Annotated in this window: 30 protein-coding genes; 18 read left to right on the forward strand and 12 right to left on the reverse strand. The window is 69.8% G+C overall.

Going from position 1 to position 21290, the window contains the following annotated elements; translation table 11 throughout:
* Positions 1 to 173 precede the first annotated feature (173 nt).
* The 3 genes from VFV67_RS08200 to VFV67_RS08210 all read left to right on the forward strand — a co-directional run bounded on the left by VFV67_RS08200 (position 174) and on the right by VFV67_RS08210 (position 2469).
* Positions 174 to 530 carry a hypothetical protein gene (locus VFV67_RS08200; RefSeq protein ID WP_326468503.1) on the forward strand — a complete coding sequence of 119 codons (357 nt, stop codon included), beginning with the start codon at positions 174 to 176 and terminating at the stop codon, positions 528 to 530.
* A 675-nt stretch (positions 531 to 1205) separates the two neighbouring features.
* Entirely contained in the window at positions 1206 to 1511 is a 306-nt protein-coding gene (locus VFV67_RS08205; RefSeq protein WP_326468504.1) for a hypothetical protein, read from the forward strand.
* A 145-nt stretch (positions 1512 to 1656) separates the two neighbouring features.
* Positions 1657 to 2469, forward strand: coding sequence for a sulfite exporter TauE/SafE family protein (locus VFV67_RS08210; protein WP_326468506.1), 813 nt, complete (start codon positions 1657 to 1659; stop codon positions 2467 to 2469).
* On the opposite strand, the gene VFV67_RS08215 is transcribed toward VFV67_RS08210, so the two are convergent.
* Genes VFV67_RS08215 through VFV67_RS08230 form a run of 4 tightly spaced genes read right to left on the reverse strand, consistent with a single transcriptional unit; the run spans position 2466 to position 5841 of the window.
* Positions 2466 to 3035, reverse strand: coding sequence for a hypothetical protein (locus VFV67_RS08215; RefSeq protein WP_326468508.1), 570 nt, complete (start codon positions 3033 to 3035; stop codon positions 2466 to 2468). The genes VFV67_RS08210 and VFV67_RS08215 overlap by 4 nt on opposite strands.
* Positions 3032 to 4051, reverse strand: a complete 1020-nt coding sequence (locus VFV67_RS08220) for an FAD-dependent monooxygenase (protein WP_326468510.1) — start codon at positions 4049 to 4051, stop codon at positions 3032 to 3034. The genes VFV67_RS08215 and VFV67_RS08220 overlap by 4 nt, the downstream gene beginning before the upstream one ends.
* A gap of 3 nt (positions 4052 to 4054) precedes the next feature.
* Positions 4055 to 4858 (reverse strand): ABC transporter permease, encoded by an 804-nt coding sequence (locus tag VFV67_RS08225; protein ID WP_326468512.1) that lies wholly within the window; start codon positions 4856 to 4858, stop codon positions 4055 to 4057.
* Entirely contained in the window at positions 4855 to 5841 is a 987-nt protein-coding gene (locus VFV67_RS08230; protein ID WP_326468514.1) for an ATP-binding cassette domain-containing protein, read from the reverse strand. The genes VFV67_RS08225 and VFV67_RS08230 overlap by 4 nt, the downstream gene beginning before the upstream one ends.
* Positions 5842 to 5899: 58 nt before the next feature.
* Here VFV67_RS08230 and VFV67_RS08235 point away from each other — a divergent pair, with 58 nt between their 5' ends.
* Both VFV67_RS08235 and VFV67_RS08240 read left to right on the forward strand, forming a co-directional pair.
* Positions 5900 to 6244 (forward strand): PadR family transcriptional regulator, encoded by a 345-nt coding sequence (locus VFV67_RS08235; protein ID WP_326468515.1) that lies wholly within the window; start codon positions 5900 to 5902, stop codon positions 6242 to 6244.
* Positions 6226 to 6801, forward strand: coding sequence for a hypothetical protein (locus tag VFV67_RS08240; protein WP_326468516.1), 576 nt, complete (start codon positions 6226 to 6228; stop codon positions 6799 to 6801). Before VFV67_RS08235 ends, VFV67_RS08240 begins: the two co-directional genes overlap by 19 nt.
* Before the next feature lie 91 nt (positions 6802 to 6892).
* Here VFV67_RS08240 and VFV67_RS08245 read toward each other — a convergent pair whose 3' ends face one another.
* A complete protein-coding gene (locus VFV67_RS08245; protein WP_326468517.1) occupies positions 6893 to 7300 on the reverse strand; it encodes a MerR family transcriptional regulator in 408 nt (135 codons plus the stop codon).
* An 86-nt stretch (positions 7301 to 7386) separates the two neighbouring features.
* Here VFV67_RS08245 and VFV67_RS08250 point away from each other — a divergent pair, with 86 nt between their 5' ends.
* The 4 genes from VFV67_RS08250 to VFV67_RS08265 all read left to right on the forward strand — a co-directional run bounded on the left by VFV67_RS08250 (position 7387) and on the right by VFV67_RS08265 (position 9063).
* Complete coding sequence (locus VFV67_RS08250; RefSeq protein ID WP_326468518.1) at positions 7387 to 7815, forward strand: hypothetical protein; 429 nt, start codon at positions 7387 to 7389, stop codon at positions 7813 to 7815.
* Between the two features lie 111 nt (positions 7816 to 7926).
* On the forward strand, positions 7927 to 8406 hold the full coding sequence (locus tag VFV67_RS08255; protein ID WP_326468520.1) for a MerR family transcriptional regulator: 480 nt from the start codon (positions 7927 to 7929) through the stop codon (positions 8404 to 8406).
* On the forward strand, positions 8403 to 8696 hold the full coding sequence (locus VFV67_RS08260; protein ID WP_326468522.1) for a hypothetical protein: 294 nt from the start codon (positions 8403 to 8405) through the stop codon (positions 8694 to 8696). The genes VFV67_RS08255 and VFV67_RS08260 overlap by 4 nt, the downstream gene beginning before the upstream one ends.
* 31 nt (positions 8697 to 8727) lie before the next feature.
* Entirely contained in the window at positions 8728 to 9063 is a 336-nt protein-coding gene (locus VFV67_RS08265) for a YnfA family protein (protein ID WP_326468562.1), read from the forward strand.
* 44 nt (positions 9064 to 9107) lie between these two features.
* On the opposite strand, the gene VFV67_RS08270 is transcribed toward VFV67_RS08265, so the two are convergent.
* Positions 9108 to 10451 carry an FAD-dependent oxidoreductase gene (locus VFV67_RS08270; RefSeq protein WP_326468524.1) on the reverse strand — a complete coding sequence of 448 codons (1344 nt, stop codon included), beginning with the start codon at positions 10449 to 10451 and terminating at the stop codon, positions 9108 to 9110.
* Between the two features lie 196 nt (positions 10452 to 10647).
* The gene (locus VFV67_RS08275) at positions 10648 to 10878 is read right to left on the reverse strand and encodes a hypothetical protein (protein WP_326468525.1); all 231 of its coding nucleotides are present in this window, start codon (positions 10876 to 10878) and stop codon (positions 10648 to 10650) included.
* 82 nt (positions 10879 to 10960) lie between these two features.
* On the opposite strand from VFV67_RS08275, the gene VFV67_RS08280 reads away from it, so the two are divergent.
* Positions 10961 to 11326, forward strand: a complete 366-nt coding sequence (locus VFV67_RS08280; protein ID WP_326468527.1) for a metalloregulator ArsR/SmtB family transcription factor — start codon at positions 10961 to 10963, stop codon at positions 11324 to 11326.
* Between the two features lie 144 nt (positions 11327 to 11470).
* Complete coding sequence (locus tag VFV67_RS08285) at positions 11471 to 12172, forward strand: MIP/aquaporin family protein (protein WP_326468529.1); 702 nt, start codon at positions 11471 to 11473, stop codon at positions 12170 to 12172.
* Positions 12173 to 12180: 8 nt separating this feature from the next.
* Here the strand turns inward: VFV67_RS08285 and VFV67_RS08290 are convergent, their stop codons facing one another.
* From VFV67_RS08290 to VFV67_RS08310, 5 genes are all read right to left on the reverse strand, one after another.
* The gene (locus VFV67_RS08290; protein ID WP_326468531.1) at positions 12181 to 12831 is read right to left on the reverse strand and encodes an arsenate reductase ArsC; all 651 of its coding nucleotides are present in this window, start codon (positions 12829 to 12831) and stop codon (positions 12181 to 12183) included.
* Positions 12832 to 12841: 10 nt separating this feature from the next.
* Positions 12842 to 13519, reverse strand: coding sequence for a helix-turn-helix domain-containing protein (locus tag VFV67_RS08295; protein ID WP_326468532.1), 678 nt, complete (start codon positions 13517 to 13519; stop codon positions 12842 to 12844).
* Positions 13520 to 13600: 81 nt separating this feature from the next.
* Positions 13601 to 14356: a hypothetical protein gene (locus tag VFV67_RS08300; RefSeq protein ID WP_326468533.1), complete on the reverse strand. Its 756-nt coding sequence runs from the start codon at positions 14354 to 14356 to the stop codon at positions 13601 to 13603.
* 45 nt (positions 14357 to 14401) lie between these two features.
* A complete protein-coding gene (locus VFV67_RS08305; protein WP_326468535.1) occupies positions 14402 to 14806 on the reverse strand; it encodes an arsenate reductase ArsC in 405 nt (134 codons plus the stop codon).
* 81 nt (positions 14807 to 14887) lie between these two features.
* Positions 14888 to 15532 (reverse strand): arsenate reductase ArsC, encoded by a 645-nt coding sequence (locus VFV67_RS08310; RefSeq protein ID WP_326468537.1) that lies wholly within the window; start codon positions 15530 to 15532, stop codon positions 14888 to 14890.
* A gap of 96 nt (positions 15533 to 15628) precedes the next feature.
* Between VFV67_RS08310 and VFV67_RS08315 the strand changes: the two genes are divergently transcribed.
* From VFV67_RS08315 to VFV67_RS08345, 7 genes are all read left to right on the forward strand, one after another.
* Positions 15629 to 16012 (forward strand): metalloregulator ArsR/SmtB family transcription factor, encoded by a 384-nt coding sequence (locus VFV67_RS08315; RefSeq protein ID WP_326468539.1) that lies wholly within the window; start codon positions 15629 to 15631, stop codon positions 16010 to 16012.
* A 164-nt stretch (positions 16013 to 16176) separates the two neighbouring features.
* The gene (locus tag VFV67_RS08320) at positions 16177 to 17160 is read left to right on the forward strand and encodes a PstS family phosphate ABC transporter substrate-binding protein (RefSeq protein WP_326468540.1); all 984 of its coding nucleotides are present in this window, start codon (positions 16177 to 16179) and stop codon (positions 17158 to 17160) included.
* Positions 17161 to 17237: 77 nt separating this feature from the next.
* Entirely contained in the window at positions 17238 to 18146 is a 909-nt protein-coding gene (gene pstC / locus VFV67_RS08325) for a phosphate ABC transporter permease subunit PstC (RefSeq protein WP_326468542.1), read from the forward strand.
* The gene (pstA, locus tag VFV67_RS08330; RefSeq protein WP_326468544.1) at positions 18146 to 19048 is read left to right on the forward strand and encodes a phosphate ABC transporter permease PstA; all 903 of its coding nucleotides are present in this window, start codon (positions 18146 to 18148) and stop codon (positions 19046 to 19048) included. Before pstC ends, pstA begins: the two co-directional genes overlap by 1 nt.
* 135 nt (positions 19049 to 19183) lie before the next feature.
* A complete protein-coding gene (pstB, locus tag VFV67_RS08335; RefSeq protein WP_326468564.1) occupies positions 19184 to 19954 on the forward strand; it encodes a phosphate ABC transporter ATP-binding protein PstB in 771 nt (256 codons plus the stop codon).
* Between the two features lie 5 nt (positions 19955 to 19959).
* Positions 19960 to 20784 (forward strand): response regulator transcription factor, encoded by an 825-nt coding sequence (locus tag VFV67_RS08340; RefSeq protein ID WP_326468546.1) that lies wholly within the window; start codon positions 19960 to 19962, stop codon positions 20782 to 20784.
* A gap of 24 nt (positions 20785 to 20808) precedes the next feature.
* On the forward strand, positions 20809 to 21204 hold the full coding sequence (locus VFV67_RS08345; protein ID WP_326468547.1) for a metalloregulator ArsR/SmtB family transcription factor: 396 nt from the start codon (positions 20809 to 20811) through the stop codon (positions 21202 to 21204).
* Positions 21205 to 21290: the final 86 nt, after the last annotated feature.

Genomic DNA, 21290 nt, shown 5'->3' on the forward strand with positions numbered 1-21290 from the left:
GGGGGTTTGTCCGCGATGCGGGTGAGGTTTCCGGCCGGGTCGTAGGAGTAGAACACGTCGGCCTGGGTCATGCCGGTGTCGTCGCGTTGCAGCAGGAACTCGGTCAACCGGCGGGTGCCGCGTTCGTAGAAGAACGTCTGCACCGGGTGGACCGGGCACTGAAGCTGGAGGACGTGAAGACAGAGGGCTCGAAGGCGACCATTCCGCTTCCGAAACCGCTCGTGACGGTGCTCAAGGCGCATCGCAAGCGGCAGCTCGAGGAGCGGTTCGAGGCCGGGAACAAGTGGCGGGAGTCCGGGTTGGTTTTCACCACCAAGCTCGGCGGGCCGATCGAGCCGCGCAACGTCAACCGATCGTTCACCGCATTGTGTGACGCGGCCGGCGTGCGGCGGGTCCTGCGGCACAGCTCGATCAGTGTCACGACCGGGACCTACGTCGAGGTGATCGAGGCGGTGCAGCGGGACGCGATCGACACCATGAGCGTGTTCTTCGACGAGCAGGACGACAGCGATGGTGCCGGAGTCGGCTAGCGGTTGTCGTCAGAACTGTCGTCAATGCCCCTCTTCAAGATCACAGAAGAGGGGCATTGATGCTGGTGGAGCTGAGGGGGCTCGAACCCCTGACCCCCACACTGCCAGTCTGGTTAGGACATTGCCTCTGACCTGCGACTCTACCATAGCACCACGTCAGAACCCTTGCAACTGCTACAGTTGAGTGCAGTTCAGTGCAGTACAGCGCAGTTGGACTCGTACCCGTGCTCCAGGGTTGCTCCAGCCCAATCGGTGTGAACCCGAGCATCGGACCCACGACCCATCAGTGAACCCAGCACTTGCAAGGAAGCAGATCCTGCAGGCGCCGAACTGTCCGAACGCGGTGCTGTTGCGGCAGCGGCTGGCCCAGGTATTGGGCGAGAGGCATGTGGAGGTCGCGGTTCGGGTGATCGCGGACATCGATGAGGTGGCGGGGATGACGGGGTCGCTGACGTGGCTTGTTGATGGCGTGGTTCCGCGGGCCGAGCCTGGGTGTGTGCCGAGTGTGTCGTGTCGGCTTTATCCGTGACGTCGATGGTCATGTCTCGGGTCTCGATCGGTGTCCGTGTGGCGGAAGATCCTGCGCGGGTAGGACGCTCTCGCCGGCGGGGCGGGGTTGCTAGACGATACTGGCGATGGCTGTCGAGACGGCCCGGGCATCGGTGGAGGTGGCGGATGACGGCACATGCTGCGCAGGATCCGGTCGAGACGTCGCGGTCGGTGTGCTGGTGCTGCGGCGCCGAGCGCGGCGATGATGAGCTGGTGCACCTCGGCGATCACCCTGAGGTGGGGATCTGTCCGTCGTGTGCGCGCTGGGTGCACCGGCGCGGCACCCAGATCGAGGATGCGCACCGCCCGAGTATTGCGGCCTGGTGGCGGGCCCGGATCCACGCCGCGCGCACCGCGGTGATCAACCGGGGTTGGCACCAGCGGGGAGTTCTCGGTGCCCTGCTTCGTCGTATCGACCGGCACCTGCCCTAACTTACTTTGACGTTGACGACCCACGTCCAACTAGTGTCCACATGCGACTCGTTGGCAGGTGTTTCTCCGTCCAGCGCCAGGCGGGGCCGTCAGTCAAGCGCCGTGAGGAAATGTCGGCGGCCCTGGTCGATGGGGGGTTGAGGCCGTGGCAGCAATCGAGGTGACGCTGATCCGCCGGACGCGGTCGGTGCCGCTGGTGTTTGCCGCGGGGGCGGCGGTGGGTGTGCTGGGCGGCATGATCGGTTTGGGTGGCGCGGAGTTCCGGTTGCCGTTGTTGATCGGGTTGTTTGGGTTCGCCGCGCTGTCGGCGGTGATCGTGAACAAGGCGATGAGTCTGGTTGTTGTGTTGACCGCGGTGCCGGCGCGGTTGTGGGCGGTGTCGGGGGCGCAGTTGGCCGGTCACTGGCTGGTGGCGGTGAATCTGCTGGCCGGGAGCCTGTTGGGGGCGTGGGCGGGGGCGTCCTGGGCGGTGCGGATGCGCGCGGTCGTGCTGTACCGGGTGCTCGCCGGGCTGATGGTGGGTATGGCCGCGGCGCTGGTGGTTACCCATCTCAGCGCGCTGGGCACGCTCATCCTGCCCGCCGTCGGGCAGGCGGTCGCAGGTGTGGTGGCCGGGTTCGGCATCGGCGTGGTCGCGGCGATCATGGGAGTGGCCGGCGGCGAGTTGCTGATCCCGACGATCGTGCTGCTCTACGGCATCGACATCAAAACAGCGGGCAGCGTGTCGTTGCTGGTGTCGTTACCGACGATGCTGGTCGCGTTCGCCCGCTACAGCCGGGACAGCAGTTTCGCCGTGCTGGGGGCGAACACCCGGTTCGTGGTGGTGATGATCGCCGGCTCGATCACCGGCGCGACACTGGGTGGGCTGCTGGTGGGCGTACTCCCCGACCTGGTGCTCATCCCGATCCTGGCCGGCGTACTGCTGATCTCGGCCGTCACACTCGCCCGCCACCCCTAGCCATCGACCGGGGTGAGCCAGTGGGTCAGGTAGGGGTGCAGGCCGGTGAGGTCGGTGCCGCGGTTGCGGTAGGCGAGGTGTCCGTCCGGGCGGATCAGGTAGTGCGTGGGTGTGTTGGGGTCGCTGCCGAGCCGGCGTAGCGCGGTGCCGGCGGGATCGCACAGCACACCGTGGGCTGGCTGATGGCTGAGTCGGTGGGTGGTGATCAACCCCGGCCACGCGGTGTGCATCTGCTCGGCGGCATCCGAGTTCCAGGCGGGAACGGGGCCGCAGAGCAGCAGGTGGTAGGTCGGGGCGGCGGTGGCCGTGTGCAGGGTGCTGGGCTGTCCGTCGAGGGTGATCGTGGCGTCGGGGAGCCGGTCACCGGGCCGTGGCCCTCGGCGTGGTGGGGTGGTGCTGAGCGGGCTGTGCCTGTAGTCGATGGCGAGTTGGGCGATGGTGCGAAACCCGATGCCGCGTAGCCGGGTGCGCAGGGCCAGGGGTGCGATCCGGGGGACGAGGTGGGTGCGGGCGAAGCGGATGACGGGGTTGCGGGTGGTGGCGATGGTGAAGGCGCGGTCGCTCATCCGCCGTACCGCGCGGTCGACCGGGGCGCGTTCGGGCTGGTAGCTGTCCAGCAGGGCGGAGTTGGCGCCTCGGCTGGACAGGGCGAGTTTCCAGCCGAGGTTGACGCGTCCTGGATGCCGGTGTTCATGCCCTGGGCGCCGGCCGGACTGTGGATGTGCGCGGCGTCGCCAGCCAGGAAGATCCTGCCGGTCTGGTAGTGGGTGGCGCCGCGGTTGTGCAACCGGAAGTCGGTCAACCACACCGGATCCCGCAGGCGCACCTGGCCGCCGGTGGCTCGGTCGGTGATCGCCTGCAGGTACTCGAGGGTGACCGGGGTGTCCGGGTCGGCGGGTGGGCGCATGGCCAGCATCCGAAACGGTGCGGGTGTGCGCAGGGGGAAGAGGAACAGCATCCCGGTGTCGGACAGCCAGGTGTGCACCGCGTCCGGGTCGAGGTCGTCGGCGTCGAGGTCAGCCAGCAGGAAGTTCTGTGGGTAGGGGTAGCCGGTGAACCCGATCCCAGCCTGGGTGCGCACGGTGCTGCGGGCGCCGTCGCAGCCGACCACATATTGGGCGACCACGGTCTCCTCCCGGCCGTCGAGGTGGCGCAGCCGGCAGATCACCGCCTCCTCGCCGGGGTCGAGGTCGACCAGTTCCACCCCGCGTTGCACCGCCACGTCCTGTTGGGACAGGTGCTCGCTGAGGATGCGTTCGGTTTCGGCCTGGGATAGGAACAGCAGGAACGGGTAGGCGGTGTCGGCGATCCCGATGTCGAACAGCCGCACCGCCACCGTCCGGTGCGCGGTGTGCAGGTGCAGCTGCACCGCGGGGTTGCCCGCTGCCACGAGTTGGTTGGCGAGGCCGTGGCGTGCGAGGACTTCCAGGGTGCGCGGTTGGATGGCCAACGCCCGGGACTCGTGCATCCGATCGCGGTGCCGGTCGATGATCCGGAACCGGACGCCGAACGCGGCCAACTCGGTTGCGAGCGCCAGCCCGGTCGGGCCGGCACCCACGACCAGCACGTCGGGTTCGGTCATCGGTCAGGTGGCGGTGGTGCGCCGGTAGCGCAGCACGGCGGTCGGGATGGTGACGGCGAGCAGGCCGGCGATCCAGGCCAGGGCTTGCCAGACGTGGGTGGCGGTGGGGCCGCCCAGGCACAGGGCGCGCAGGGCGTCGACGGTGATGGTGATCGGGTTGAGGTTGGCGAAGGCTTGCAGCCAGCCTGGCATCGTGGACACGGGCACGAAGGTGGAGCTGACGAAGATCAGCGGGATGACCGCCAGCAACCCGCCGATGCCGGCCGACTCCGGATCGCGCACGATCAGTCCGAGCAGGGCGAAGATCCAGGAGAAGGCCACCCCGATCGCCAGGGCCAGGCCGATCGCGCCGAGCGCGGCGCCGGGTCCGGCGTGGAAGCGGAACCCGATCAGCGATGCGACCCCGATCATGAGGGCGATGACGAACAGGTTGCGGAGGGCGTCGGACACGGTGCGGCCGGCCAGCACGGCGGAGCGGGCCATCGGCAGGGCGCGGAACCGGTCGATCATCCCCGACGCGAGGTCGTCGGCGATGGCCACGCCGGTCTGCGAGGCGCCGAAGGCAATGGACAGGACGAAGATCCCGGGCAGCACGTAGTCGATGTAGTGCTCGACGCCGGGTGGGTGCACCGCGCCGCCCCAGGTGTAGGTGAACAGCAGCACGAACATGATCGGCTGCACGGTGGCGAAGGCGATCAGGGTGGGCACCCGCACCAGCCGGTGCAGGTTGCGGCCGGTGATCGTGGCGATGTTGGCCACCAGCCACAGAGGACCGGTGCTGCGGTGCATCGCCGCGGCGATGGTCATGCCGTGCTCCCGACCGGTTCGGTGTCTGGTGTGGACGGTGCGGTGGGTTGGCCGGTCAGGGTGAGGAAAACGTCGTCCAGGGTCGGGCGGCGCAGCGCCAGGTCGGCCACGCGCAGGTCGTGGGCGGCCAGCCGGGCGGCCACCTGCGGCAGGATCGCCGGTCCGTCGGCGACCGGCACCACCACCCGGCCGGCGTCGGCGTCGACCGTGGGTGGGCTGGACCCGAGGCCGTCCATCGCGGCGGCCAGCGGCGCCGGATCCGCTCCCGGGATTACCTGCAACTCTAGGCGGTCCCCGCCCACCCGGGTCTTGAGCTCCTCGGCGGTTCCGGTGGCGATCACCCGGCCGGCGTCCAGCACCGCGATCTGGTCGGCCAGCCGGTCGGCCTCCTCCAGGTACTGCGTGGTCAACAGCAGCGTGGTGCCGTGCGCGGTCAACTCCCCCAACAGTTGCCACAACCCGCGCCGGCCGCGCGGGTCCAGTCCGGTGGTCGGCTCGTCCAGAAACAACACCTGCGGAGAGGCGACCAGGCTGGCGGCCACGTCCAGCCGGCGGCGCATCCCACCCGAATAGGTGCGGGCGGTGCGGTCGGCGGCGCTGGTCAACTCGAAGGCCTCCAGCAACTCCCCGGCCCGGCGCCGTGCCGCGGACCTGCGCAGGCCGGCCAGCCGGCCGATCATCCGCAGGTTCTCCCGCCCGGTCAGATAGCCGTCCACCGCGGCGTACTGGCCGGACAATCCCACGACCCGACGCACCGCCGCCGCCTGCCGCACCACGTCCAGCCCGGCTACCCAGGCCCGCCCGGCATCCGGCGCCAGCAGCGTGGCGAGGATCCGCACCGCGGTGGTCTTGCCCGCCCCATTCGGTCCCAGCAACCCCAGCACCGACCCGGCCGGCACCTGCAGATCCGCCCCGGTCAGCGCCTCGACCGTGCCGAACCGTTTCACCAGGCCCTCGGCCACGATCGCCGCCCGCTCAGCCATCCCCGAATCTCCCATAGCTAGGATTCCTACCTATCCAGCAGGGGTAGCATACCTACCTATGAAGGCCGAGGCGCAAGCCCTCAAAGGGCATCTGGACGTCCTGCTGCTGGCCACGCTGGAGGACGGGCCCCGGCACGGCTATGCCATCAAGGAGGCGTTGCGGGAGGGCAGCGGTGGCCGGTTCGACCTGCCCACCGGCACCGTCTACCCGGCACTGCACCGGCTGGAACGCGCCCGGCTGATCACCGGCTCGTGGTCCACCGTGGACGGACGGCGGCGCCGCAGCTACCGGTTGACCGCCAAAGGTTCCCGCCAACTGGCCGCCGACCGCGGCAGTTGGCGGGAGTTCGCCGCCGCCGTCACCGCCCTCCTGGAGCGCAGGCCATGGCCGGCCACGCCCTGATCGAGGCCCATCTGGCCGTGCTGGCCCGCCACCTGCCGCCGGACACGGTGGACGAACTGGCCGACGGCCTGACCGAAACCTACCGGCGGCACCGCGACGACGGCGTGGACCCGGATGCCGCCGCGCGGGCGGCCATCGCCGAGTTCGGTCACCCCGAGGTGATCCTGGCCAGCTTCACCCGGCAGGCACCGGGCCGGCGCGCCGCGCTGGCTTTGCTCGGCACCGGACCACTGTTCGCCGCGTGCTGGGGACCATCCCTGATCCTCGGCCGAGCCTGGACCTGGCCCATCTCCCCCACCGCCACTGCGGTCTTCGCGCTGCTGCTACTCGCGGTGGTGGCGAGTTTGATCACTGCGGCCACCAGCCACCACGACTACCGCCGAACCCGGCTGGCCGCCGCCGGCGGCGCCGGTCTGGTCCTGCTCGATGCCGCCGCACTGGCCGCCGTGGCGCTGGCCGCACCGGTCTGGGTGTGGCCGATGGCGCTGGCCGTCCCGGCCAGCCTGGCCCGCATCGGCCTCACTCTGCGTTCCCTGCCCACCATCGTCACCCGATGATCACCGGCTCGCCCGCCACAGGCACACGGCGGCGGCCAGACATGCCGTGGCGACTGCGGCGGCCAGCGGTGTGGGATGGGCCAGGGCGAGGTTAGTGCCTGGTGCGCTGTGGTGGCTCCGCTTGGTCGGGTATGAGGCGGCATCGGCCGGCTCGGCAGTCGTGGAGGATGTTCAGGGCGTTTCGCCGGGCCCGTTTCAGTTCGGCGATCTTGGTGTCGATCCGGTCGACCACGGCCTCCAGGCGCCATCGTTCGCTCTCGCAGGTCGCTCCGCCGCTGCCGTGGGCGTGTAGGGCGTCGATGATTTCGTCCAGGGTCAAACCCATGTCCTGCAAGGCTTTGGCGGTTCGGATTCGTTCCACGGTGGACTCGCTGAACACCCGGTAGCCGGAGGGCCGGCGGTGCGCGGCGGGTAGTACGCCGCGTCGTTCGTAGAAGCGCACGGTGTCGACGCTGACCCCGGCCTGCTCGGCAACCTGACCGATTTTCACCCACCGCACCCCTTGACTCTGGACTCAGGTCCAGACTCTAGAGTCAAGGCGCCGCTGACACAAGACCAACCCCAACACCGCGAAGGAGTCGGATCATGGAGATCCCCGCACCATCCACCCCGATCGTGTGCGACATGACCAACGCCCCGGACACCGAGCAGGAACGCCTCGGCGAGTACCGGCGGCTGTTCGCCCAGTCCTTGGTGGACCGGGAGCACACGGCCGAAGGGATCCGGTTCCGATTCCGCGCCGCACCCGGCGTCGAGTCGTGGGTGCGGGACCTAGCCGCGCGGGAGAAGGCGTGCTGTGCGTTCTACGCCTACACGGTGACCGTGGCTGGCGACGAGGTGCGCTGGGACTGCGCGGTCCCCGACGACGCCATCGCCCGCGCCATCGTCGAGGAGTTCTACGCCCTGCCCGACACACTCGCCGAGAACCCCGACGCGGGCATGGACGGCCTACGCGAGCGATTCGCCCGCCACGGCTTGCCCATCATCACCAACCCTGCCGGCACCGTCGGCTGACATGGATCTGCAGTCCCCGCCGCTGTCGCGGCCGGTGTGACCAGACACTCGTTGGTGCCGTGTCTGCTGGGGTTGACCTGCCAGTCGGGTTGAAGGTTTAGCGTCGCTGCCGTGAGCACCTATCGGATTTCGGAGTTGGCTCGGCGCTGCGGCCTGCCGGCCTCGACGTTGCGGTTCTACGAGCAGGCGGGTCTGTTGCCGGCCGCGCGGACCGGGTCGGGGTATCGGGTCTACGGCGAGGAGGCGGTGGCCCGGCTGGAGTTCATCGGCGCGGCCAAACAGCTGGGGTTGTCGCTGGAGCAGATCCGGGAGTTGCTCGGCGCGTGGGAGGCAGGGGCGTGCGCCACGGTGCGGCAGCGGTTGCGGCCGTTGGTGGCCGAACGGATCGCCGAGGCGCAGCAGCGCATTGCGGAGCTGTCCGCGTTTACCGCGCACCTGACCGCGGTGCACCAGGAGCTGGGCGGCCCGGCCCCGGCAGCGGCGTGCGGGCCGGGCTGCGGCTGCGTTCCCACCCAGCCGACCGGTCCGGTGCTGATGGAGCTGACCTGGCCCCGCCCCGCCCGGGATGGTGTGGCGGGAGCGGCGCGGTGACCCCGCCGACTCGGCCCTACCGGCGCTGGGCCCGGCTGGGTATCGCGGCGGTGCTGGCGTGTGGGCTGTGTTGCGCGGCGCCGCTGATCGGCCTGCTCGGCGGGATCGGGGCGGTCTCCGCGCTGGGGGCGTTGTTGCAGGGGTTCGAAGTGGTCTCGATCGTGCTGGCGGTGCTCGCCGTCGCGGGTGCCGCGGTGTTGTGGATACGCCGACGGCGCCGCCGGGTCTGCCGGGTACCCGACCGGGCAGTAGACCTGCCCGAGCCGACCCAGCATCACCCGGCACGGTGACCAGCCGCGGCACCGGCCCGGTACCGTCCCGATCATGACGGTACTGCGGTCCGTCCTGCTGTTCGTGCTGGCCGCGCTCGCCGAGATCGGCGGGGCGTGGCTGGTCTGGCAGGGCTGGCGCGAGCACCGCGGCCTGTGGTGGATCGCCGCCGGTGTCCTCGCACTGGGTGCCTACGGGTTCGTCGCCACATTCCAACCCGACCCGCATTTCGGTCGGATCCTCGCCGCCTACGGTGGCGTGTTCGTCGCCGGCTCCCTGGCCTGGGGTGTGCTCGTCGACAAGTTCCAGCCCGACCGGTGGGACTACCTCGGCGCGGCGCTGTGCCTGCTCGGAGTCGCCGTCATCATGTACGCCCCCCGCCACTAACCGGCAGCGACCACCACGGGGCCGGTGCCGGTCATAGGGTGGCGCTATCCGCAGCACCCCACAGCGGTGGGCTCGAGGAGCGGGACGGCGCGCAGCCCGCCGCTGACGCCGGTGGCCAGCCCCTGCCCGATGTCGGTGGAACACACCCCGGTTTCGGGCAGTTCGAGTCGCACGTTGCGGGCGGCGTCCCAGTCCCCGGCCAGCGCCGCGGTCACCGAGCGAGCCTGTTCGTAGCCGGTGGCGAGCAGGAAGGTGGGCGCGCGGCCATAGCTTTTGACGCCGATGGCGTAGTAACCGGATTCGGGATGGGTCAACTCGTCCACGCCGTGCGGTGGCACGGTGCCGCAGGAGTGAACGTTGGGGTCGATCAGCGGAGCCAGCGCGCGGGTGGCACCGAGGATCGGGTCCAGGTCCAGGCGCAGCTCGGCGGCCAGCGTGTGGTCCGGCCGGAAGCCGGTGGCGTTGACCACGACCTCGGCACTGAGCTTCTGCTCGGCACCGGCGGGGTCGGAGCTGATCAGGTCGACCCCGTCGGGCCGGCTGAGCACGGCGTGGGTGAAAAACCCAGGGACCACCCGGATGAGGCCGGCCTGGACCAGGTCGCGGATCCGGGTGCCGATGGCGCCGCGGGCGGGCAGCGCGTCGGCTTCTCCCCCGCCGTAGGCTCGGCCCGGGTCGCCGGCCCGGATCGCCCACGTGATTTCCGTGCCCGGCGCGCTGTAGGCGAGGTCGGCCAGCGCGAGCAAGGTGGTGGTGGCCGAGTGCCCAGCCCCGACGACCACGGTGTGCCGGTGGGCAAAGCGGTCCCGGTCGACGCCGAGCACATCGGGCAGCGCCGGGGTGATCAGGGCGGCCGGGTCGGCCTCGCCATACGCGGGCAGGCCGTTGGCACCCAACGTGTTCGGGGTCATCCAGGTGCCGGAGGCGTCGATCACCGCACGCGCAGCCAGCTCCGACACGATGCCATCCCCATCACGGACGCGGAGCAGGAACGGGGCACTCTCGCGGCCGTGGGAACGGACGCGGTCGTAACCCAGCCGGCTGATCGCCTCCACCCAGACGCCGAGGCGGAGCGCGGCGGCGATGGCGGGGTGGGCGGCCAGCGGGCGCAGGTAGTCGGTGATCAGTTCGGCGCCGGTGGGCAGCTGGCCCGGGTCGGGTTCGGCCCAGCCGGTGGCCTGCAGCAGGGCCCGGGCTACCCGGTCGATGTTGTAGCGCCACGGGCTGAACAGCCGCACATGCCCCCAGTCTGCAATCGCCGCGCCGACCTGCTCGCCCGCTTCCAGCACGACGAACGGGATGCCGCGCTCGGCCAGATGTGCCGCCGCGGCCAGGCCGACCGGGCCGGCGCCGATCACCGCGACAGGCGGCTCCAGAGTGGTGCTCATGGCTCAGATCCTCTTTTCTGCCAACGTGTTTCAGTGGTAGGTCAGGTGGTGGACGGTGGCCCCGACCAGACGAGTCGCGGCGCTCAGGGTGGCGAGGTCGACCCGGTCGACGGTTTCGGCCGGGTCTGACAGCCGGGCACGCCCAGGCCGATCCCGACGGCGGGCAGCGCCCACCGTCAGTTGGGCGAGGCGGTACTCACCCGCAGCACCCGGCGCCCGCGTCGATCGCCTGCGCCTTAGCGGCCGGGTCGCAGCACGCCCCGGCGGTGGCCGCGGCCTCAGGGCTGCCGCAGCAGGTACTCGTCACGCCATCACCGGGCGGGGTGGCTGGCGTGGGCGCGCTGCCGCAACAGCCGCCCGCCGCCGGTGGGGTGAACTCCTCGGTCGGGTCGCCGACGAACCCACCCGTGCCGGTCTCTGTCCTCATGGTCGCTCCACATTGATTAGATAGTTGTCTAAGTAGACGTCGCCAGCTTGCACGCTGATTAGACATCTGTCAAGATAGACGCATGTCGAAACAGGCGGAGGCGGTGCCGGCCCTCCCGGTCGCGGGGTGTTGTGCGCCGCTGGTGGCCGCACCACTGGCCGCCGAGCAGGCGGTGGACCTGGCCCGGGCGTTCAAGGCGCTGGCCGATCCGGTGCGGCTGCGGCTGCTGTCGCTGATCACCTCGGCCGAGGGTGAGACCTGCGTGTGCGACCTCACCGCCGGGTTCGACCTGACCGGGCCGACGATCTCCCACCACTTGAAGGTGCTGCGCGAGGCCGGCCTGGTGGACTCCGAACGCCGGGGCACCTGGGTGTTCTACTGGCCGCGCACGGCGAACCTGCGGCCGCTGGCCGCTCTGCTGGATGTGCCGGCGCGGGTGCGGGGCTGACCCTTCGGTGGCGCGTGTGGACGGTGGGCGACGAGCGGGTGAACTCCGGTTTCGGGCACCGGCCGGCCGAGGATGCAGCGGTGGTTGGTGTGTCATGCTGGCGCGCACATCGACCGTCGTTACGTTCTTGCAAGGAGCGCACGGGTGAGCATCGCGGCCAGGTCCAGGGTCAGTGCACCGGTGCTGTTACGTCCGTTGATCGCCGAAGCGCTGGGCACCGGGTTGCTGGTGGCGACCGTGGTGGGTTCCGGGGTGATGGCCCAGAATCTGGCGCCGGGTCAGGTGCTGTTGCAGTTGCTGTGCAACGCGTTGGCCACGGTGGCGGTGCTGGGTCTGCTGATCGCGTTGTTGGCTCCGGCGTCGGGTTCCCATTTCAATCCGGCGGTCACCCTCGTCGCTGCGGTGACTGGCGCGCTGCGGTGGCCTATCGCGCTGGGCTACGTGCTGGCCCAGTTGGTGGGCGGGTGTCTGGGGACGGTGTTGGCGCACGCGATGTTCGGTTTGGATTTGGTGCAGTGGACCGGTGCGACCCGGGGCGGGGCGGGACAACTGCTGGGTGAGGTGGTGGCCACGGCCGGACTGCTGCTGGTGATCACCCTGCTGGTCCGGGACCGGCGGGTGCACCTGGTGCCGCTGGCGGTGCCGGCGTGGATCTTCGCCGCGTACTTCTTCACTTCGTCGACCTCGTTCGCCAATCCGGCGGTGACCGTTGGTCGGGCGTTGACCGGGACCTTCGCCGGGATCGCTCCGGCCTCGGTGCCCGCTTTCGTGCTCGCCCAACTTGTCGGGGCGGCGCTGGGTGTGGGGCTGGCGCACGTGCTGCGCAGCCGACCGGTGGTGTCCTAGCGGGACGGTCAGTCGCGGGCGGTGACGCCGAGTTCGGTGAGCAGGTGCCGGACCCGGGTTTCGATCTCGTCGCGGATCGGGCGGATGTGGTGGACGTCGAGGCCGGCGGGGTCCTCGAGCACCCAATCCTCGTAGCGGCGGCCGGGAAAGACCGGGCAGGCGTCGCCGCAACCCATGGTGACCACCACGTCGGCGGCCTGGACGATCTCCTCGGTCCACGGTTTGGGGTACTCGCCAGAGATGTCGATGCCGCGTTCAGCCATGGCTTCGATCGTGGCGGGATTGATGGCGTTCTCCGGTTCGGAGCCGCCGGACCAAGCCACTGCGGCGTCGCCGGCGAAATGGGCGAAGAATCCCAAGGCCATCTGGGACCGGCCGGCGTTGTGGGTGCACAGGAACAGCACGATGGGCAGGCCGTCGTGGGCCAGTCCCTCCACTTTGGCCAAGGCGCGCAGGCGCTGCCGGGCGAACCGTTCGGCCAGCAGCGGCAGGTAGTTGGGTACCGAGGCACGGCTGGCGAACTGGTCGTAGGAGGAGTGCAGGAACCGCTCGATGGTCTCTACGCCGAACACACCGTCGAACTCCCGGCCCAGGGTGGTGGCCGCGGTGTGCAACGCGAGCTGCTGGTCGATGGACAGGTCGTGGGAGGTCTCGGTCACCACAGATCCTTTACGTCGGTGGGGAAACGGTTGGAGCGAACCGCGCGACCCGGTGGGTGAGGTCGGCCAGCGCGCGGTCGAAGGCGGCGGCGGTGCCGGCTCGGGCCGGGTCGGCAACCGACCAGTGCAACCGGGCGGTATCGGCGCCGAGTTCCTCGTGGGCGTTGTCGCACACCACGATCACCAGGTCGTCGGCGCGCAGCACGTCATCGAGGTGGCGCGGGGTCACCGGGCGCAGCGGCAGTTGGTGGCGGCGGGCCGCGGCCACCGCACCGCGGTGCACGTGGGGCGCTGGGTCGGTGCCGGCTGAGGCGGCCGGAACCCGGCTGCGCCGGCGCCACAACGCCGCGGCCAGCTGCGAGCGGGCCGAGTTCTGGGTGCAGACGAACACCACCCGGGCCGCGCGCCGGGCCACCGTCGGAGCCAGCGCATCGAGCGCCGCCGGCACCACGCTCAGATACACCCGGCGGCGATCCCCCTCCGAGCGGGACCGCAGGATGACCCCGGCGCGTTCCAGCACCCCCACATGGTGGGCCATCAGGTTGGACGGCATGGACAGCAGCGCCTGCAGCTCCGAGGGCGAGGCGTCCCCGGCCAACAACGAGTCCACAATGGCCAGCCGGGTGGGGTCGGCCAGGGCGGCGTGCACCCCGGCCCGCCGCTGCAGATCGCCGACCGCTGCCGCCACCAGCTCCTCACCCTCTTGCAAATACCGTTATGACTCGTCGGCTATTGAGTCAAGAGTTGTTGATTTAATCTGGCGTGTCAACTAGGGAGTGACGTGTCGCAGCTCGCACAGCGTGTCCAGGGCGGCGTCCGCGGTGCCGGGATGTACGGGCAGGAGGAGGTGGCGGCCACGGAGCAGGGCGGGACGGTCGGTGGGCAGGGTGCGGGCGCGCTCGACGATGAGGTGCAGCGCCGCGTGGTCGGTCACCGTGTGCTGGGCTGGTACGAGCCCGTCACGCAGATGCGCGGCGACGCCCTCGAGTGCGGTGCCGAGGTGGTGGATGCGGTCGGGAATCCAGCCGTGCACCAGGTCGCGCAGGCCGGTCTCGGTCGGCGCATCGGCGGGCGGGGCGCCGGACGGGATGAGCAGGTCGTGACAGAGGTCGGCGAGCAGGTCACCGGCCAGCGCCAGCAGGTGGGCCAGGCGCGGGGTCACGGCCTGCCAGGGTGGATGGTCCTGGGCGGCGCGGGGGAAGAGCATCAGCCCGTCGATCGGGTCAGCGGCCAGATCGCTGGCGAGCAGGTCCTCGGGGTGGAGGTGGCCGATCGGGATCCGCTGGGTTGTGGTGCGCACCGCGCGGGGCAGGCCGGCCAGGGCGGCGGCGAGCCGGGCGGTGTGGTTGCGCCGGGCCAGCAGCCGGGAGTTGAGCGCGTCAGCCAGCCGGGTGGCGCGCACCGCGTCATCGACGGTGGCGATGCCCACCACGCTGGCCTGCTGCGGGTCGTTGAGGACCGCGACGACGCGATGGACCCGCTGCCCGTGCTCGGGCAGAAAGACCTCATAGTCGGTGCCGGGCATCAAACGGCCCACCCGGTGGGTACGGGCCGCGGTGGGGCGGGTGGGTCAGGCGTCGAGCAGGTCGGCGACCAGATTCCGGACCCGGCGGTCGATCTCGTCGCGGATCGGCCGGACCGCCTCGACCGACTGCCCGGCGGGGTCGTCGAGCGGCCAGTCGAGGTAGCGCTTGCCGGGGAAGATCGGGCAGCTGTCGCCGCAGCCCATGGTGATGACCACGTCGGACGCTTCCACGTCCTGTGTGGACAGTTTGGTGGGTACCTCGGCGGTGATGTCCAGGCCCCATTCGGCCAGCGCCGCCGCGGCGGCCGGGTTGACCTTCTCGGCCGGCTCGGACCCGGCGGAGCGCACGGCGATGCGGCCCAGGCTGTGGTGTGCCAGCAGCGCGGCGGCCATCTGCGAGCGGCCGGCGTTGTGCACGCAGACGAACAGCACCTCGGGCACCCTGGACACCGCTTCTCCCTCCGACGAGTGCCATCAGGATGCCCCATCGGCGGTGAACGGTGGGTGAACGCTCCGCCACGGTACCGCATGTCAGCCGTCCAGCAGGTCGGCGAGCAGGTCCCGCACGCGGTGGTCGATGTCGTCGCGGATGCGGCGCACCGTCGCGATCGGAGCGTCGATGGGGTCGGCGATGTCCCAGTCGAGGTAGCGCTTGCCCGGATAGAGCGGGCAGGCCTCGCCGCAGCCCATGCTCACCACGACGTCGGCGGCGCGGAGGACCTCGTCGGTCAGGGGTTTGGGAAACGCGCGGGCCAGCGAGATCCCCACCTCGCCGAGTGCGTCGGTGATCGTAGCCGGGATGTGCGGCTGGGGTCGGGAGCCGGCCGAGCGCACGGTGACCCGCCCCTCGGCGTGGTGGTCGAGCAGCGCGGCGGCCAGTTGCGAGCGGCCGATGTTGTGCACGCAGAGGAACAGCACCTGCGGCACGCTGATGCGGGTCAGTCCCGCCGCGCGGCCGTGGTCGATGAGCCGCTGCCGGGCGAAGCGGGCGGTGAGGGTGAGCAGGTGCGGGGTGAGGCTGGCCTGCGCGGCGAGCAGATCGTAGGTCTCCTCAACGAGGCGGTCGACGGTTTCGCGGCTGAACACGCCGCGGAAGGCCTCGGCCAGTTCCTCGCCGAGCCGATACAGCGGACCGACGACCTGAACAGTGGGAAGGCCGTCGGCGGCGCGCGCCATGCGTCCTCACCTCCGACTGCGGCAAGTTCGTTGTGCCGGGAGGAAAGCAGAACAGTGTGCATCGACTTCTGTCAATCCAACCCGTACCCTCGGGCCATGCCCGCGGCCCAGGCCCAGTGGATCGCCGGACTCGACGAACTGTTCGGCGGCGCCACCCGCTGTGTCGACGACCTGCACAACGCGATGACCGGCGAGCAGGCCCGCGACATCGCCGCGGTGTTCCAGACCCTGTCCCACCCGGCCCGGCTGCACCTGGTCGCGTTGCTGCGCACCGCACCCGAGGGGCAGGCCAGCGCGGCGGAACTGGCCATGCGGGCCGGCTGGTCGCGCTCCACCGTGCACCGCCACCTGCGCGCCCTCACCGCGGCCGGACTGGTGCACCGCAGCGCGTCCGGTGCGCAGACCTGCTATCGCGTCGACGCCGCCCGGCTGGAGTCGGTGCTGGCGCTGTTGGGCGCGCTGGCGGCGATCAGCCGGTGACGATCCGCTCGTTGGATCGAGTTTTTTCAATCCGCGTTGTCGATGTCACCTTCCGTTCACCGTCCGTTTAGAACGACAAACTTCGATCCAGGGGTCCTCGCGATCGCGGGCACGGACAGCAGTCCCGGACGGGCCGGGACCCACACCCCCGGGAGGGGCACCCAGTGAGCAACCGCCTTCTGAAGCGGGCACCGGTCGCGGCAGTCGTCGCCGCCGCAGCTTTGACCTTGGCCGCCTGTGGCGGCGACAACAACGACAGTGGGGGCGGTTCCGCCGGCGGGGGTGGAGAACAGGTCTCCGGGGCGGTCGTCATCGACGGATCGAGCACGGTGGAGCCGCTGTCGTCCGCGGCGGCCGAGTTGTTCCAGTCGGAGAACTCCGGCGTGAACGTCACCGTGGCCACCTCGGGCACCGGCGGCGGTTTCACGAAGTTCTGCGCGGGGGAAACCGACATCTCCAACGCGTCGCGGCCGATCTCGGAGAAGGAGAAGACCGCCTGCGCCGGTAAGAACATCGCCTACACCGAGCTGCAGGTGGCCAACGACGCGCTGACGGTCGTGGTGCACAAGGACAACACCTGGGCCGAGTGCCTGACCGTCGAGCAGCTGAAGAAGATGTGGAACTCGACCTCGACGGTGAAGAACTGGAACGAGGTGGACGCGAAATTCCCCAACGAGCCGTTGACCCTCTACGGCGCCGGCGCGGACTCCGGCACGTTCGACTACTTCACCGCGGCGGTCAACGGCAAGGAGAAGGACAGCCGCAAGGACTACAACCCGACCGAGGACGACAACGTCACCGTGCAGGGTGTCGCCGCGGCCAAGGGCGCCCTGGGTTACTTCGGGTTCTCCTACTTCGACGCGAACAAGGACAAGCTCAAGGCGGTCAAGATCGACGGTGGCGGCGGCTGTGTCGAGCCGTCGGTCAAGGCGGCGCAGGACGGTACCTACAAGCCGCTGGCCCGGCCGCTGTTCATCTACCCCTCCGACGCCGGCCTGAAGAAGCCGCAGGTGCTGAAGTTCGTCGAGTTCTACCTGGAGAAGAACGACGAGATCGTCACGGCGGCCAAGTTCGTCCCGCTGACCTCCGCTCAGAAGGACAAGGCGACCAAGGCGCTGGATGAGTTGAAGGCCAAGGCCGGCCAGTGACCTCTCGGTCACGAACCACGGCGGGTGGCTCTTCCCAATCCGGGGAGAGCCACGCGCTCGGGGGGTCCGGCCTTGCGGTGGTGGACCTGAGCCGGCGGCACGCCCGCTGGGGCGAGCGGATCATCATGGCCGTGCTGGTCACCGCCGCGCTGCTCTCGGTGCTGACCACCGTGGGCATCGTGATCTCGCTGCTGGCCCCCACGATCACCTTCTTCCAGCACGTGAACGTGTGGGACTTCCTGACCGGTACCGAGTGGACAGCGGTGTTCGGAGTCGAATGGGAGGACAAGTCCTTCGGCGTTCTCCCCCTGGTCACCGCGACCATGATGACGACGGTGATCGCGCTGAGTGTGGCCGTGCCGCTCGGTCTGGGTATCGCGATGCTGCTCTCGGAGTACGCCAGCCGGCGGGTCCGGAGCGTGGTCAAGCCGGTGCTGGAGGTGCTCGCCGGGATCCCCACGGTGGTCTACGGGTTCTTCGCGATCACCGCCGTGGTTCCGCTGTTGGAGATCTTCGTGGACATCGACGGGTTGTACAGCGTGCTGTCCGCGGGTCTGGTGATGGGGTTCATGATCGTGCCCACGGTCGCGTCGCTGTCCGAGGACGCCATGTCCGCGGTGCCCAGCGCGCTGCGGCAGGGCTCCTACGCGCTGGGCGCCAACCGGATGAAGACCACGCTGCGGGTGGTGTTCCCGGCGGCCCTGTCCGGAATCGTCGCCGCGGTCGTGCTGGGCATCTCCCGCGCGGTGGGCGAGACGATGATCGTGACTCTGGCCGCGGGCAACCTGGTCCGGCTCAGCTTCAACCCGGTCGAGGGTGCGCAGACCATGACCGGGTTCATCGCCCAGGTCGCCACCGGCGACGCCCCGGAGGGCAGTCCCCTGTACTACTCCCTGTTCGCCGTCGGCGCCTTGCTGTTCGTGATCACCTTTGTGATGAACCTGATCAGCATCCGGCTGGTCCGCAAGTACAGGCAGGTCTATTGATGAGCACCGCCCTTCTTGATGCCCCGGCGGAGCACCGCCCGCTGCAGTCCGGGCGACGGGCCGGCCTGGGATCGGTGATCTTCGCGTTCGTGCTGTGGTCGTGCCTGGCGATCGCGTGCACGTTCCTGCTCTTCCTGCTGATCACGATCGTGCAGGAGGGCATCGGCCGGTTCGACGCCGGTTTGGTCACCGCCCAGCCGTCGAAGATCCGGCCGGAGACGGCCGGGGTGGAGTCGGCGTTCTTCGGCACGTTGTGGATGATGGCCGCCACCGCGGCGATGGCGATTCCGCTCGGTATCGCCGCTGCCATCTACCTGGAGGAGTACGCCGACCCGCTGCGGTGGTGGAACCGGCTCATCGAGCTGAACATCCAGAACCTGGCGGCGGTGCCCTCGGTGATCTACGGCATCCTGGCCCTGGCGTTCGTGGTGCGCGGGCCGGTCTCGCTCGGCGTCGTGCTGCTGGCCGGTGCGGTCGCGCTCGCGCTGCTGATCCTGCCGGTCATCATCATCACCACCCGGGAGGCGATGCGGTCGGTGCCGCGGGAGATCCGCGACGGCTCGCTGGCCCTGGGCGCCACCCAGTGGCAGACCACCTGGAAACAGGTGCTGCCGGCGGCGGTCCCGGGCATCGCCACCGGCTCGATCCTGGCGCTGTCCCGGGCGATCGGGGAGGCGGCACCGTTGCTGCTGGTCGGCGCCGCCGCGTTTGTCACGTTCAACCCCGACGGGGTGCTCTCGCGCTACACCACCCTGCCCAACCAGATCGCCACCCTCGTGCCGCAGCCCGGCGAGGCGTTCCGTGACCTCGCCTACGCCACGATCCTGCTGCTGATCATCGTCCTGCTGGCCATGAACGCGGTCGCGATCTGGCTACGCAACCGCTTCCAGCGCAGCTGGTGACAGGAGCCACCACCCATGACCCATGCGGAGCACACCACTGTGACATCAGCCGACGAGTCCCACCATGCCCCGGTGCCCCAGGTCCACCCCGGCGCCGGTCACAACTACACCTCTCCGCTCGGAGCACCTGACGGCGTGATCACCCTCAAAGACCTCAATGTTTTCTACGGCGACTTCCTCGCCGTCACCGATGTCAGCATGCACTTCGGCAGCACCGAGATCAGCGCGCTGATCGGCCCGTCCGGCTGCGGCAAGTCCACCGTGCTGCGCTGCCTCAACCGGATGAACGACCTCATCCCCACCGCCCGGGTCGAGGGTGTGGTGGCCTACCACGGCGTGGACATCTACGGATCATCGGTCGACGTGATCGAGGTCCGCCGCCGGATCGGCATGGTCTTCCAGAAACCCAACCCGTTCCCCAAGTCCATCTACGACAACGTCGCCTACGGCCCCAAGGTCACCGGCATGAAAGTGGACAGCATGGACGACACGGTCGAGGAAGCGCTGCACGGCGCGGCCCTGTGGGACGAGGTGAAGGACAAACTCAAACAGAACGCCTACGGCCTGTCCGGCGGCCAGCAACAACGGCTGTGCATCGCCCGCGCGATCGCCACCAAACCCGAAGTGATCCTGATGGACGAGCCCTGCTCCGCGCTCGACCCGATCGCGACCGCCAAGATCGAAGACCTGATGGCCGACCTGGCCAAAACGTTCACGATCATCATCGTCACCCACAACATGCAGCAGGCCGCCCGCGTCTCCCAGCGCACCGCGTTCTTCACCGCAGAAGCCGACGAACACGGCAACCGCACCGGCAAACTGGTCGAGTTCGACACCACCGAAACCATCTTCAGCAACCCCAACGACCCCCGCACCGAGGCCTACATCACCGGCCGCTTCGGCTGACCACCATGACAGGCTCCCCTATCCAGGCCTGGGAGTCGGACAACTCCCAATTCCACGTCCGGCGCCGCGCCTGCCTGGCCGCCCGCGAACGGGCACCCGACCGGCTCGCCGTGCTCGTCATCGACCACGACACCGACATCCTGCACGACCTGACCACCGCCCTGGCCGGCCAACCCATCGAGATCCGCACCTGCCCCGACCCCGCCGAAGCCCTGCTCATCGTCGGCCGCACCTGCCCCGACGCCGTCATCCTCGGCCCCGCCACCGGACGCCTGAGCCCCACCGACTTCCTCACCATCCTGCGCGCCGACGACCCCGCCGTGCCGATCATCGTCGGCGCCGGCGCCGGGTCCGGCGAGCTCGCCGCCACAGCCACCGAACTCGGCGCGACCATGGTCGTGCCCCGCCCCTACCGCGCCGTGGAACTGCTCACCCTGCTGCGCTCCCTGGCCCCCCAACCCGACCACGTCGAACTCCGGCCGATGGCCATCGACCTCGGCCGGCTGCGCATCGACGGCGCCGTGCCCCAGATGTGGCTCGACGGCGTCCACATCGACCTGCCGCCCATGGAGTTCCTGCTCATCCGCTACTTCGCCGAACGCGCCGGATCGGTCGTCACCCGCCGCGAGCTGCTGCGCGGCGTCTGGGGCGAGCGCAACCCACCCGGCAAGAGCAACACCCTCACCGTGCACATCATGCGACTACGCAAACGCCTCGGCGACGACGAACACAATCCACAATGGATCAAGGCCATCCGCGGACTTGGTTACCAGTTCCTCGTCCCCCACGTAGGATCGCGTTCACCGGACGTTCATCAAACATGCTCATGATGTCACCGACTCCGGGAACCCATCGTGATCGACGAGGAGGGGGTGTTCACGCTGGCCGCTGGCCTGCCGACCGGCGACGACGCCCTCGACGACCTCGACGCCGCCACCGTGGCGCAACTGTTCAAAGCGCTCTCCGACCCCATCCGCGTCCAACTCGTCGCCCTGGTCCGCCAAGCCCCCGCCGGCGAAGCCTGCTTCTGCGACCTCGCCGACGAGTTCGACATGCCCCAATCCACCCTCAGCCACCACCTCAAAACCCTGGTCAACGCCGGCATCCTGGACCGCGAACGCCGCGGCACCTGGAGCTGGTACCGCGTCCAAGCCCAACCCCTCAAACTGATGGAAGAACTCCTGCGCGCCGGCGGCCCGCTACGCGACCGCCCCCGCCGAACCACCCGCCGACGCGACCCCTGTGACTAACCCCAACCCCGCCCGACCCCTGCGGACACCCAGCCCAGGATTAGCAAACGCAAATCTCGCGGGCGTTGTTGACTACGGTCAGAGCC

The organism is Actinophytocola sp., assembly GCF_035762905.1.
Taxonomy (GTDB): Bacteria; Actinomycetota; Actinomycetes; order Mycobacteriales; family Pseudonocardiaceae; genus DASYTH01.

Bases quoted from the DNA above. Each gene is read 5' to 3' on its own strand.
- VFV67_RS08300 (WP_326468533.1), bottom strand. From the start codon at position 14,356: ATGCCCGGCACCGACTATGAGGTCTTTCTGCCCGAGCACGGGCAGCGG.
- VFV67_RS08275 (WP_326468525.1), bottom strand. From the start codon at position 10,878: ATGAGGACAGAGACCGGCACGGGTGGGTTCGTCGGCGACCCGACCGAG.
- VFV67_RS08310 (WP_326468537.1), bottom strand. From the start codon at position 15,532: ATGGCGCGCGCCGCCGACGGCCTTCCCACTGTTCAGGTCGTCGGTCCG.
- VFV67_RS08250 (WP_326468518.1), top strand. From the start codon at position 7,387: ATGGAGATCCCCGCACCATCCACCCCGATCGTGTGCGACATGACCAAC.
- VFV67_RS08230 (WP_326468514.1), bottom strand. From the start codon at position 5,841: ATGGCTGAGCGGGCGGCGATCGTGGCCGAGGGCCTGGTGAAACGGTTC.
- VFV67_RS08215 (WP_326468508.1), bottom strand. From the start codon at position 3,035: ATGAGCGACCGCGCCTTCACCATCGCCACCACCCGCAACCCCGTCATC.
- VFV67_RS08270 (WP_326468524.1), bottom strand. From the start codon at position 10,451: ATGAGCACCACTCTGGAGCCGCCTGTCGCGGTGATCGGCGCCGGCCCG.
- VFV67_RS08220 (WP_326468510.1), bottom strand. From the start codon at position 4,051: ATGACCGAACCCGACGTGCTGGTCGTGGGTGCCGGCCCGACCGGGCTG.
- VFV67_RS08205 (WP_326468504.1), top strand. From the start codon at position 1,206: ATGACGGCACATGCTGCGCAGGATCCGGTCGAGACGTCGCGGTCGGTG.
- VFV67_RS08340 (WP_326468546.1), top strand. From the start codon at position 19,960: ATGACAGGCTCCCCTATCCAGGCCTGGGAGTCGGACAACTCCCAATTC.
- VFV67_RS08280 (WP_326468527.1), top strand. From the start codon at position 10,961: ATGTCGAAACAGGCGGAGGCGGTGCCGGCCCTCCCGGTCGCGGGGTGT.
- VFV67_RS08235 (WP_326468515.1), top strand. From the start codon at position 5,900: ATGAAGGCCGAGGCGCAAGCCCTCAAAGGGCATCTGGACGTCCTGCTG.
- VFV67_RS08315 (WP_326468539.1), top strand. From the start codon at position 15,629: ATGCCCGCGGCCCAGGCCCAGTGGATCGCCGGACTCGACGAACTGTTC.
- pstA (WP_326468544.1), top strand. From the start codon at position 18,146: ATGAGCACCGCCCTTCTTGATGCCCCGGCGGAGCACCGCCCGCTGCAG.
- VFV67_RS08225 (WP_326468512.1), bottom strand. From the start codon at position 4,858: ATGACCATCGCCGCGGCGATGCACCGCAGCACCGGTCCTCTGTGGCTG.
- VFV67_RS08240 (WP_326468516.1), top strand. From the start codon at position 6,226: ATGGCCGGCCACGCCCTGATCGAGGCCCATCTGGCCGTGCTGGCCCGC.